Origin of the sequence: Streptomyces sp. NPDC088745 (assembly GCF_044751045.1) — a bacterium.
Taxonomy (GTDB): domain Bacteria; phylum Actinomycetota; class Actinomycetes; order Streptomycetales; family Streptomycetaceae; genus Streptomyces; species Streptomyces cremeus.
The window spans coordinates 64,989-76,342 of sequence record NZ_JBIVLB010000008.1 but is presented as its reverse complement, the minus strand read 5'-3'; the positions used below and the strand labels follow the sequence as shown (position 1 = coordinate 76,342).

Annotated in this window: 10 protein-coding genes; 2 read left to right on the top strand and 8 right to left on the bottom strand. The window is 71.3% G+C overall.

The features are described from left to right. Window positions 1–24 precede the first annotated feature (24 nt). From ACIP93_RS21830 to ACIP93_RS21805, 6 genes are all read right to left on the bottom strand, one after another. Complete coding sequence (locus tag ACIP93_RS21830) at window positions 25–1,707, bottom strand: beta-N-acetylhexosaminidase (RefSeq protein ID WP_401761107.1); 1,683 nt, start codon at window positions 1,705–1,707, stop codon at window positions 25–27. 4 nt (window positions 1,708–1,711) lie between these two features. Next, the gene (locus tag ACIP93_RS21825; RefSeq protein WP_401761105.1) at window positions 1,712–2,578 is read right to left on the bottom strand and encodes a carbohydrate ABC transporter permease; all 867 of its coding nucleotides are present in this window, start codon (window positions 2,576–2,578) and stop codon (window positions 1,712–1,714) included. Then, window positions 2,575–3,525: a sugar ABC transporter permease gene (locus ACIP93_RS21820; protein WP_345226432.1), complete on the bottom strand. Its 951-nt coding sequence runs from the start codon at window positions 3,523–3,525 to the stop codon at window positions 2,575–2,577. The genes ACIP93_RS21825 and ACIP93_RS21820 overlap by 4 nt, the downstream gene beginning before the upstream one ends. 26 nt (window positions 3,526–3,551) lie before the next feature. Beyond that, on the bottom strand, window positions 3,552–4,865 hold the full coding sequence (locus ACIP93_RS21815) for an extracellular solute-binding protein (protein WP_401761104.1): 1,314 nt from the start codon (window positions 4,863–4,865) through the stop codon (window positions 3,552–3,554). 413 nt (window positions 4,866–5,278) lie between these two features. Next, window positions 5,279–5,578 carry a DUF3039 domain-containing protein gene (locus ACIP93_RS21810; RefSeq protein WP_189823955.1) on the bottom strand — a complete coding sequence of 100 codons (300 nt, stop codon included), beginning with the start codon at window positions 5,576–5,578 and terminating at the stop codon, window positions 5,279–5,281. Window positions 5,579–5,607: 29 nt separating this feature from the next. Beyond that, window positions 5,608–6,204, bottom strand: coding sequence for a YqgE/AlgH family protein (locus tag ACIP93_RS21805; protein ID WP_345222477.1), 597 nt, complete (start codon window positions 6,202–6,204; stop codon window positions 5,608–5,610). Between the two features lie 263 nt (window positions 6,205–6,467). Here ACIP93_RS21805 and murA point away from each other — a divergent pair, with 263 nt between their 5' ends. Beyond that, on the top strand, window positions 6,468–7,808 hold the full coding sequence (murA, locus tag ACIP93_RS21800) for a UDP-N-acetylglucosamine 1-carboxyvinyltransferase (RefSeq protein WP_345222473.1): 1,341 nt from the start codon (window positions 6,468–6,470) through the stop codon (window positions 7,806–7,808). Between the two features lie 314 nt (window positions 7,809–8,122). Then, entirely contained in the window at window positions 8,123–8,764 is a 642-nt protein-coding gene (locus ACIP93_RS21795; RefSeq protein WP_401761101.1) for an HAD family hydrolase, read from the top strand. A gap of 148 nt (window positions 8,765–8,912) precedes the next feature. On the opposite strand, the gene ACIP93_RS21790 is transcribed toward ACIP93_RS21795, so the two are convergent. Further along, window positions 8,913–9,194, bottom strand: a complete 282-nt coding sequence (locus ACIP93_RS21790; RefSeq protein ID WP_003954777.1) for an HU family DNA-binding protein — start codon at window positions 9,192–9,194, stop codon at window positions 8,913–8,915. Between the two features lie 365 nt (window positions 9,195–9,559). Next, on the bottom strand, window positions 9,560–11,005 hold the full coding sequence (locus ACIP93_RS21785; RefSeq protein WP_401761099.1) for an NAD-dependent malic enzyme: 1,446 nt from the start codon (window positions 11,003–11,005) through the stop codon (window positions 9,560–9,562). Window positions 11,006–11,354: the final 349 nt, after the last annotated feature.

Sequence of the window (11,354 nt, the reverse complement as noted above, 5' to 3'; positions counted from 1 at the left end):
AGGACGCGCCGCCGCCCGTGCGGCTCACACGTTCGGGGGCGACCCCTCGATCGGGCGTCCGATCACTCCGGGGCGCCGCTGCTCGGGCCGGGGCCCGGTGGGCGGCCGGTAGTCGACGCCGAGGGCGTCCAGGCGGGCGTAGTGCGCGGTCATCCGGGACGCGAAGGCGGAGAAGTCCCGTTCGGCGGGGGCCGGGAGGGACGACCAGGCCACCTCGGCGAAGGCGGCGAGGCGGGGGAAGACCTGGTAGTCGACCCGGGCGCGGTTCTCCATCACCTCGGTCCACACGTTGGCCTGGGTGCCCAGGACGTGCCGGGCCTCGTCGGCCGAGAGCTCCGGCGGGACGGGCTCGAAGCGGTAGACGTCCTCCAGCGTGCGGACGTAACCGATGGGCATCGGCTCGTCGGGGCCGTCGTGCTGACGGTGGTCCAGGTAGACCTGCTGCTCGGGGCACATCACCACGTCGTGGCCGGCCTTGGCGGCGGCGATGCCGCCCTGGTAGCCGCGCCAGGAGGAGACCGCCGCCCCCGGGGCGAGGCCGCCCTCCAGGATCTCGTCCCAGCCGATCAGGCGGCGGCCGCGTTCGGTGAGCCAGGTGTCGAAGTGCCGGACGAACCAGGACTGGAGCTCGTCCTCGTCGGCCAGGCCGAGTTCCTCGATCCGGGCCTGCGCGGCCGGGGACCGCTTCCACTGGTCCTTGGGGGCCTCGTCGCCGCCGATGTGCACGAACTGCGAGGGGAAGAGGGCGAGTACCTCCTCGAAGACCTCCTCGTAGAAGCGCAGCACACGGTCGGACGGGGCGAGGATGTTGGGGTTGATGCCCCAGGTGTCCCAGACGCCCAGCGCCGAGGTGTCGACGACGTCGGTGTTGCCGAGTTCCGGGTAGGCGGCGATGGCGGCCTGCGAGTGGCCCGGGATGTCGATCTCGGGGACGACGGTGATGTGCCGGGCGTGGGCGTGGGCGACGATCTCGCGGATGTCGTCCTGGGTGTAGAAGCCGCCGTGCGGGGTGTCGTTCCACGACTCGGACGCCCGGTGGCCCCACTTGGAGCGCGGCCGCCAGGACCCGACCTCGGTCAGGCGGGGGTGGCGCTTGATCTCGATGCGCCAGCCCTGGTCGTCGGTGAGGTGGAAGTGGAAGACGTTCAGCTTGTGCGCGGCCAGCAGGTCGAGGTAGCGAAGGACATCGTTCTTCGGCATGAAGTGCCGGGCCACGTCGAGCATCATGCCGCGCCAGCCGAAGCGGGGCGCGTCCTCGATGCGCTGGTACGCCAGCCCCGCCGGCTCCGCGAGCCCCGTCGGCCCCGCCGTCACCGGCGCGCTGCGGAACGCCTCCGGTCCCAGGAGCTGCCGGAGCGTCTGGGCGCCCCAGAAGACGCCGGCCGGGCCGCCGCCGGTGAGGTGCACGGCCGCGTCGGGGCCGATGTCGAGCCGGTACGCCTCCGCCGCCAGCGACGCGTCGAGCGCCAGCCGTACGACCGCGTCCTCGGCACGCCCGGCCGGGTCCAGCGGCAGGCCGAACGCCGTGCCCAGCACACCGCGCAGCCAGCGGGCGGTGCCCTCGGTGCCGGGGGCCGCGTGCACGGTGGCCGCCGCGTCCAGCCGTACGAAGCCCTCCGGCGAAGACCGCTCCACCGTCGCCGGGGCCGGAATCACCGGTATCTGGTCCGTCACGCCCATCACTCCCATCAGTCCCGCCCGGGACATCGGTTCAGTCCTTGACCGCCCCGCCCAGTCCCGAGACCAGGCGGCGTTGTACGAGTACGAAGAAGACCAGGACCGGGACCGTCATCACCGTCGAGGCCGCCATGATCCCTCCCCAGTCGTTCTCGTCGGGTTTGAAGAAGACCAGCAGCGCCATCGGCAGCGTCGACTGCGAGACGTCGCTGATCAGGAAGGTCTTCGCGAAGAGGAAGTCGTTCCAGGTCGAGATGAAGGAGAAGACGCTCGTCGCCACCAGGCCCGGGAAGACCAGCGGGAAGAGGATCTGCCACAGGAAGCGGGTCCGGGAGGCCCCGTCCAGGTAGGCGGCCTCCTCCAGCGCCTCCGGCACCGCCTTCACGAACCCCCGCAGCATCCACACCGCGAAGGGCAGGGAGAAGGCGAGATGCGGCAGGATCAGCGAGCCCAGGGTGTTGAGCTGCCCGAAGTCCCGCATCAGGAAGAAGAGCGGAATCGTCAGGGCCTCGACCGGCACCATCTGCGCCACCAGGAACATGATCAGCAGCGTGGTGCGGAACCGGAAGCGGAACCGGGTCACCGCCGTCGCCGCCAGGAACGCGATCAGCGCCGACAGCACCACCACCGACCCCGCCACCAGCAGGCTGTTGAGGAAGTACCGCCCGAAGTCCTCCTGTGCGAACACCCTCCGGAAGGAGTCCAGCGACGGCGCCAGCGTCCAGGGCTTCGCCTCCGTCGACTGCACCTCCCCCGCCGGTTTGAACGCCGACAGCACCATCCAGTACAGCGGGAACGCCACCACCACGGCCACCAGCAGCGCCGACGCCTCGGCGAAGAGCCGCCACGGCCGCCGCACCCGCAGGCGCCCCCTCAGCGAAACCCCGTCCACCGCGTTCACAGTTCCTCTCCCTGACGCCTCATCAACCGCAAGTACACAAGCGTCACCGCCAGCAGGATCAGCAGCATGACGACACCGATCGCCGAGCCGAGGCTGTACTGGGAAGAGGCGAAGGCCTTCTGGTACGCGTACACGTTCAGCACGAGGTTCTGGCCGGCGATGCCGCCGCCGCCCGTCATGACGTAGATCTGGGTGAAGACCTTGAAGTCCCAGATGATCGACTGAATGGTGACCACGACCAGGATCGGCCGCAGCATCGGCGCCATGACGGACCGCCAGATCTTCCACTGGGACGCCCCGTCCAGCGCCGCCGCCTCCAGCACCTCCCCCGGAATCGCCCGGATGCCCGCGTACACGGTGACCATCACGAACGGGAAGGAGCACCAGACCACTTCGAGGAGGACGAGCGCGAAGGCGCTGTAGCGGCCGTACGTCCAGGAGAAGTCGCCGAGGCCCAGCAGCCGGTTGACCGGCCCGTAGTCCGGGTCGAAGAGGAAGACCCACACCGTGGACCCGGTGATCGCGGGCGTCGCCCACGCCCCCAGCGCCGCCAGCATCAGCGCCAGCCGGGGCAGCGCCCGCACCCGCGTCAGCAGTACGGCCAGCGCACACCCCACCGCCAGGGTCGTCACGACGCACGCGGCGGCGAAGCCCACCGTCGCGCCCAGCACCTGCCAGAACTGCCCGTCGCCGAAGAGGGCGGAGTAGTTGCCGAAGCCCTGGAAGGTGGTCGGTTCGCCACCGCTGACCTGAGCCTGGGTGTATTCGAGGAACGAGATCAGGCCAAGTTGGTAGATCGGGTAGAGCAGGAGGGCGGCCAGGACGACCAGGGCGGGGGCCAGGTAGAGCCACGGCGTCCACCCGGCGCGCCCGCGCGGCGACGGGCGCCGCCCGCGCGCGGGCCCGCCCCCGCCACGCCCCGTCGAAGGCGCCCCGTGCTTCTCCACGGGGGGCGCGGTCACAGGTGCGGCGCTCACTTGGCGGCCGCTCCGAACGCCTCGTCCATCTTCTTCGCCGCCTCGTCGGACGCCTTCACGACGTCGCTCTTGCCGCTGACGATCTGCTGGAACATCGTCGGCAGGACCAGGGACGCGTCGACCTGGCCCCAGCCGGGCGAGGCGGGGACGAACTTGGTTCCGGCGTCCAGCGTCTTCACGAACGGCTCGACGAACGGCTCCTTCTTCGCCGCCGCCGCCCGCACGTCGCTGAAGGTCGGCAGGAAGCCCATCGCGTCGAAGAGTTCGCCCTGGGTCTTCTTCGAGGTCAGCGACTTCATCAGGTCGACGGCCAGCGTGCGGCGGGGGCTGGACTTGAGGACGCCGATGTTGTTGCCGCCCGCGAACGCCGGCGCCACGGAGCCCTTCTCGACGCCGGGCAGCGGCACGACCGCGTACTTGCCCTTCGCCGGGCCCGCCTCCACGGCCGCGTGGCTGAAGTCGCCGCCGACGGCCATGGCGGCCTTGCCGGCGGCGAAGGCGGTGATGACGTCGTTGCCGCCCATCTTGGCGCACTTGGCGGCCGGGCAGTTGTCGTCGCCGAAGAGCGAGGTGTACGCGGCGATGCCCTTGCGGGAGGCCTCGCTGTTGATGGCCGCCTTGTACGAGGAGCCGCTGCCGGTGGCGAGTTCGCCGCCGTTCGCCCACACGAAGGGCATCGCCCCGTAGGTGTACGCGCCGCCCACGGCCAGCCCGTACATGTCCGGCTTCGCCTTGTGCAGGGCCTTCGCTGCGGTGATCAACTCGGCCTGCGTCGTCGGGACGTCCACCTCGGCCTCCTTCAGGACGTCCGTGCGGTAGTACAGCGCCCGCACGCCCACGAAGAGCGGCGACCCGTAGACCTTGCCGTCGACGGTGACGGACTGCCTGGCCGTCGGGTCGGTGTCCTTGGCCTCGCTCCACGCCCCGAACTCGGCGCTCACGTCGGCGAGTCCGCCGTCGCGGACGTACCCGGCGGTGTCGGTGTTGCCGTACTCGATCACGTCGGGGGCGCTCTTCGGGTCGTTGAAGGCGGCCTTGATGCGCTGGGCGCGGGTGTCGACGGGGATGTACTCCACCTCGACCTCCGTGCCCGCGTGGGCCTTCTCGAAGGCGGCGACGGCGGAGTCGACGACCTTCTTCTTCGGGTCGTTGCCGACCTCCTGGAACAGCCACACCCTCAGCGTGCCGCTCTTCTCGTCGCTCTTGGCGCCGCCCCCGCCGGAGGTCTGCGGTGCGCAGGCGCTCGCCGCCAGCACACCGCTCAGGACAAGTGCCGCCGCGGGCAGGGACGTTCGGACGATGCGCTTCATGTACGGAAACCCCTGTCGAGTAAGCGCCGTTGCATTCTCCGCAACGCACGTTTCGTACTGCACAACACAACAGGCAGGAGAGTAGGCGGCACCCGGACCGTGAACAACCCCCGAACGGTTTCGATCACCTCGCCAGACACATCCGAAGGGCTCGGCAGGCTCCCTCGAATGGCTCCGAAGGCACCTCCGAACGCCCCGGCCGCCGCGAAAACGCACCCCCGAACGGCTCCGAACGGCCCCGCACGCCCCGAAGCGCACCCCCGGACGGCTCCGGAACGGCTCAGGAACGGCTCCGAACGCAGAACAGCCCCCTCGCGGCGCGCGTCAACGCACCACGAGGGGGCTGCCCTCCCACAACGGCACCGCGGGACCTGGGGGCCCCGCGGGCAAAAGAATCCGGCAGGACTCCGGGGCTACTTCTTGTCGCCCTTGCCGTCCTTGCCGCCCTTGCCACCCTTGTCGCCAAGGGATTCGAAGATCTCCTTGCACATCGGGCAGACCGGGTACTTCTTCGGGTCGCGGCCCGGGACCCACACCTTGCCGCAGAGCGCCACCACGGGAGTGCCCTCCAGGGCGCTCGCCATGATCTTGTCCTTCTGGACGTAGTGGGCGAACCGCTCGTGGTCCCCGTCGCCGCGCGACGTCTGCGGAACCGGCTCGACAAGTGTCCCCGTACCTGCCCCGCGCTCGGGCTCGGGCTCAAGAGTGCTCATGGCACCCAAGGGTACCCACGCACCCGCGTTCAGTTCAGCGAAGGATCGTCCGGATACGTCGCAATCATCGCCAGCCCGCTGCGCTGCCGCCGCAGCACCTCCCGCCACAGCCCCTCCGGCCGCGGCGAGGACACGTCCCCCGGCTCCGACTCGACGACGTACCAGGCCCCCTCGCCCAGCTCCTCCTCCAGCTGGCCCGGCCCCCACCCCGCGTACCCGGCGAAGATCCGCAACGACCCCAGGGCCGCCCCCAGCAGCTCCGGCGGCGCGTCCAGGTCCACCAGGCCGATCGCCCCGTGCACCCGCCGCCACCCCATGGGGCCGCCCCCCGCCCACGCCCCCGCCCGGGCCCCCGCCGGGTCCGCCCCCGGCACCACCGCCACCCCCAGCGCCGAGTCCTGCGAGACCGGGCCGCCCCGGAAGACCACCCCGGGCGCGCCCGCCAGCCCGGCCCAGGGCGCGAGGATCTCCTCGACGCCCACCGCGGTGGGCCGGTTCAGCACCACGCCGAGCGAGCCCTGGTCGTCGTGGTCGATGACCAGCACCACGGCACGGTCGAAATTCGGGTCCGCGAGTGCCGGGGTCGCCACCAGCAGCCGCCCTGTGAGCGAGGACACCTCCGTCATGCGCCACATGATCCCGCAGTTTCGTCCCGCGCGGGGAGTCGTCGGCGCCCGACAGGTCCCCAGCTCAGGGCGCACGGCAGCAACGGGAGCGCGCACCACCGCACACAACTGAACCGTGACCCTCCGCTGATGCACGGAAAACAGAACGTGTTGTGGCGAATTCATGACCTACGTCCATCGCGTTCGCACACGCTGAACCGGGGCATCAGCCCATTACCCTTTCCTCTTGGCCCCCTGCCCGACGATTCCGGAACGCGAGATACATGACCGGCACTGACGATGTACTGCTTGTCCACGGCGGCACTCCGCTGGAGGGCGAGATCCGCGTCCGCGGCGCCAAGAACCTCGTCCCCAAGGCGATGGTCGCGGCCCTCCTCGGCAGCGGGCCGAGCAGACTGCGCAACGTGCCCGACATCCGCGACGTACGCGTCGTACGCGGGCTCCTCCAACTGCACGGCGTCACCGTCCGCCCCGGCGAGGAGCCGGGCGAACTGATCCTGGACCCCTCCCACGTCGAGTCCGCGAACGTCGCCGACATCGACGCGCACGCGGGCTCCTCGCGCATCCCGATCCTCTTCTGCGGCCCGCTGCTGCACCGTCTGGGCCACGCGTTCATCCCCGGTCTCGGCGGCTGCGACATCGGCGGCCGCCCCATCGACTTCCACTTCGAGGTGCTGCGCAAGTTCGGCGCGACCATCGAGAAGCGGGCCGACGGCCAGTACCTGGAGGCCCCGCAGCGGCTGCGCGGCTGCAAGATCCGCCTCCCGTACCCCTCGGTCGGCTCCACCGAGCAGGTGCTGCTCACCGCCGTCCTCGCCGAGGGCGTCACCGAGCTCTCCAACGCGGCCGTCGAGCCGGAGATCGAAGACCTGATCTGCGTCCTGCAGAAAATGGGCGCGATCATCTCGATGGACACCGACCGGACCATCCGCGTCACGGGCGTCGACCGGCTGGACGGCTACACCCACCGGGCCCTCCCGGACCGTCTGGAGGCGGCCTCCTGGGCGTCGGCGGCGCTGGCCACCGAGGGCAACATCTACGTGCGCGGCGCCCAGCAGCGCTCGATGATGACCTTCCTCAACACCTACCGCAAGGTCGGCGGCGCCTTCGAGATCGACGACGAGGGCATCCGCTTCTGGCACCCCGGCGGCGCGCTGAAGTCCATCGCCCTGGAGACGGACGTCCACCCGGGCTTCCAGACCGACTGGCAGCAGCCGCTGGTCGTCGCCCTCACCCAGGCCACCGGCCTGTCCATCGTCCACGAGACGGTCTACGAGTCCCGCCTCGGCTTCACCTCCGCGCTCAACCAGATGGGCGCGCAGATCCAGCTCTACCGCGAGTGCCTGGGCGGCTCCGACTGCCGTTTCGGGCAGCGCAACTTCCTGCACTCGGCGGTCGTCTCGGGCCCGACCAAGCTCCAGGGCGCCGATCTGGTCATCCCCGACCTGCGCGGCGGCTTCTCGTACCTGATCGCGGCGCTCGCCGCCCAGGGCACGAGCCGCGTGCACGGCATCGACCTGATCAACCGCGGTTACGAGAACTTCATGGACAAGCTCGAGAAGCTCGGCGCGAAGGTCGAACTGCCGGGCGGCGCGCTCGTCTGACGGATCGTCCCGTACGTCACCGGGGGCGCCCACCGCCATCGCGCGGGGGGCGCCCCCGTCGGCGTGTCAGTACCCGGTGCACGTGTCCCGCGCGGACCGGGCGGGTCCGGGGCCGCACGCCCCGGGCGGACCGGGCGGAGTCCGAGAGCGCACGTTCCGGGCGGGCCCGAGACGTCGGCGGGGCCGGCGGGGTCCGGGCGGCCGGCCCCTTGTCCCGTCTGTCCCGTCCCGTGCGCCCACCAGGTGTTCACGTGGGCCCGGCACACTGCGCGCACCGATCACCGATCACCGAACCCGAGAGACCGAGGCCGCCCATGAACCCGCCCGCGCTCGCCCGCCCCGCCGCCCTGCTCTGCGACATGGACGGCACCCTCGTCGACACCGAACACCAGTGGCTGGCGGTCGTCGCCGCCCTGCTGACGGAGCACGGCGTCGAGCCGACGCCCGACGCCCTGGCCCCCTTCGCCGGGGCCGCCATCGACACCGCGGCCGCCCTCCTCGCCGACCGGCACGGCGTCCTCGGCACGGCCGGGCGCCTGGACCGGGAGTTCACCGCGCTGGTGGCCGCCGGGGTGAGCGTCCAGCCGGGGGCGCTGCGGCTCCTGGACCGGGCCGCGGAACTGGGCGTCCCCGTCGCCCTGGTCACCGCCTCCGAGCGCAAGGTCGCCGACCTGGTGCTGGAGGGGCTCGGCGCGGAGCGCTTCGCGGCGTCGGTGGCCCAGGGCGAGACCGGGCGCGGCAAGCCCCACCCGGACCCGTATCTGGCCGCCGCCCGGGCGCTCGGCGCGGACCCGGCGGACTGCCTGGCCGTGGAGGACACCCCCACGGGCGCGCAGGCGGCCCTGGCGGCCGGCTGCGGGCTGCTGGCGGTCCCGTCGGTCCCCGGGATCGAGCCGGGCCCCAGGACGTACCTCTACGCCTCCCTGGAGGACGTACGGATCGCGGGAACCCCGTAGGCGGTGCCACGGAGCGCGGGAACCCCGTGGGCGGCGCCACGGAGCGCGGGGGCGCCGCAGGACGCGCGGACACACCACAGGGGGCGCCCGTCCGTCGTATTCCGGACGGCCGCCCCCTGAAAGGTTCAGCCTCTGTCGCCTGGCGGTGTTACTTGCCCTTGGCGGCTTCCTTGAGCTTGGAGCCCGCGGAGACCTTCACGCTGTAGCCGGCCGGGATCTGGATCGGGTCGCCGGTCTGCGGGTTACGAGCGGTACGAGCGGCACGGTGGGTGCGCTCGAAGGTCAGAAAGCCGGGGATGGTGACCTTCTCGTCGCCCTTGGCGACGATCTCGCCGACGGTCTCGGCGAGCGCGGCCAGCACGGCGTCGGCGTCCTTGCGGGTCACCTCGGCGCGGTCGGCCAGGGCGGCCACCAGCTCACTGCGGTTCATGTTGTTACTCCCGTGTTCTTCTTGCCTGTGAGGCGTGCCACGCGGCGGAGCCGCGTGTTGGGGCACAGCGAAGCCGATGCTGCCAGGGCTCTAGGACAGTCCCCGGACCGGGTCTGGTGCTCAGACCCTCGCGCCCGGTTACGCATCCTGCCCCCACCAGCGGCGGGAAAGCCAATCCGGCACCCGGCGGAGTCACCCGAAGGCCACCTGGAGAGCGTCACTGCCTCGTGTCGTGACGCTCCGTCGACTTCCCTGTCGCGGACTGCTTACGGGCTGCGGCCCCCGGGGCGACCGGGTTCCGCAGGCTCATAGCCCGCCACCCTAGAGGTGCCCCGGATGTGCCGCGACCCGCGACGCGCCGCACGTCAGGCGGACGTGGGACCCGTCACAGTGGCGCCCGCGGCCTTGGCGGCGGTGCGGACGGCGCCCGCGACGGCCCCCGCGACCTTGTCGTTGAAGACGGACGGGATGATGTAGTTCGGGTTCAGCTCGTCCTCGGTGACGACGTCGGCGAGGGCGGCCGCGGCGGCCAGCATCATCTCCGTGTTGACGGTCCGCGACTGCGCGTCCAGCAGGCCGCGGAAGACGCCGGGGAAGACCAGCACGTTGTTGATCTGGTTGGGGAAGTCCGAGCGGCCGGTGGCCACGACTGCCGCCGTCTGACGGGCGATCGCGGGCTCGACCTCCGGGTCGGGGTTGGCCAGCGCGAAGACGATGGAGCCCTCCGCCATGGCGGCCACGTCGTCCCCGTTGAGGACGTTGGGGGCCGACACGCCGATGAAGACGTCGGCGCCGACGACGGCCTCCTTGAGGGTGCCCGTCACCCCTTCGGGGTTGGTGTTGTCGGCGATCCAGCGCAGCGCGGCACCGCCGGCCCCGGGAGCGTCCGCGGAGACCAGGTCCTCGCGGCCCGCGTGCACCACGCCGTGGATGTCGGCGACGACGGCGTGCTTGACGCCCGCCGCGATGAGCAGCTTGAGGATGGCCGTGCCCGCCGCGCCCGCGCCCGACATGACGACGCGGACGTCGCCGATCGACTTGCCGACGACCCGCAGCGCGTTCGTCAGGGAGGCGAGGACCACGATCGCGGTGCCGTGCTGGTCGTCGTGGAAGACCGGGATGTCCAGGGCCTCGCGCAGCCGGGCCTCGATCTCGAAGCAGCGCGGCGCGGAGATGTCCTCCAGGTTGATGCCCGCGAAGCCGGGGGCGATGGCCTTGACGATCTCGACGATGGCGTCGGTGTCCTGGGTGTCCAGGCAGATCGGCCAGGCGTCGATGTCGGCGAAGCGCTTGAAGAGGGCCGCCTTGCCCTCCATCACGGGCATGGCCGCCATCGGGCCGATGTTGCCCAGCCCGAGCACGGCGGAGCCGTCGGTGACGACCGCGACGGTGTTGCGCTTGATGGTGAGGCGGCGCGCGTCCTCGGGGTTCTCGGCGATGGCCATGCAGACCCGGGCGACGCCGGGCGTGTAGATCATCGAGAGGTCGTCACGGTTGCGGATGGGGTGCTTGGACGCCATCTCGATCTTGCCGCCGAGGTGCATCAGGAACGTACGGTCGGAGACCTTCCCGAGCACGACCCCGTCGACGCCGCGCAGCTTCTCGACGATCTCGTCGGCGTGCGAGGTGGAGGAGGCTGCGATCGTGACGTCGATCCGCAGCTTCTCGTGGCCGGACGCGGTGACGTCGAGGCCGGTCACGGAGCCGCCGGAGGCTTCGACGGCCGAGGTGAGCTGGCTGACCGAGGTCCCGCTCGCGGGGACCTCCAGCCGGACCGTCATCGAGTACGAGACGCTGGGCGCCGTTGCCATGGCCGACTTCCTCTGCTTTCCCTAGCTTCATTGCTACGCCGCCCGGTTCCGAAACCGGGCAGCGTGGTCCGATCGTCGCACCTACCGGCGGGTACCGGTTAATGGGTGCTCCCGTTTCGGAAACTGTTTTCCACCATACGAGAAACACTTCCCTGGCGGAACCCCCGAAAGGCCTGGAGGAATCCTCCAAGGGCACCCCGGACGGGAACCCGGCCGGGCCCCGAACAGAACCCAAACAGAAGAGGTGCGGCGCGCGCGGGGCGGCGCGCCCGCCCGCCGCGTGTACAACCGGGGGGCCACGGGCCGCCCCCCGGCGCGCGCGGCCACTGGTCGCGCGGAGCCGCGACAC

Coding starts and splice junctions, on each gene's coding strand:
- ACIP93_RS21795 (WP_401761101.1), top strand. CDS start 8,123: ATGAACCCGCCCGCGCTCGCCCGCCCCGCCGCCCTGCTCTGCGACATG.
- ACIP93_RS21790 (WP_003954777.1), bottom strand. CDS start 9,194: ATGAACCGCAGTGAGCTGGTGGCCGCCCTGGCCGACCGCGCCGAGGTG.
- ACIP93_RS21785 (WP_401761099.1), bottom strand. CDS start 11,005: ATGGCAACGGCGCCCAGCGTCTCGTACTCGATGACGGTCCGGCTGGAG.
- murA (WP_345222473.1), top strand. CDS start 6,468: ATGACCGGCACTGACGATGTACTGCTTGTCCACGGCGGCACTCCGCTG.
- ACIP93_RS21830 (WP_401761107.1), bottom strand. CDS start 1,707: ATGTCCCGGGCGGGACTGATGGGAGTGATGGGCGTGACGGACCAGATA.
- ACIP93_RS21810 (WP_189823955.1), bottom strand. CDS start 5,578: ATGAGCACTCTTGAGCCCGAGCCCGAGCGCGGGGCAGGTACGGGGACA.
- ACIP93_RS21805 (WP_345222477.1), bottom strand. CDS start 6,204: ATGACGGAGGTGTCCTCGCTCACAGGGCGGCTGCTGGTGGCGACCCCG.
- ACIP93_RS21815 (WP_401761104.1), bottom strand. CDS start 4,865: ATGAAGCGCATCGTCCGAACGTCCCTGCCCGCGGCGGCACTTGTCCTG.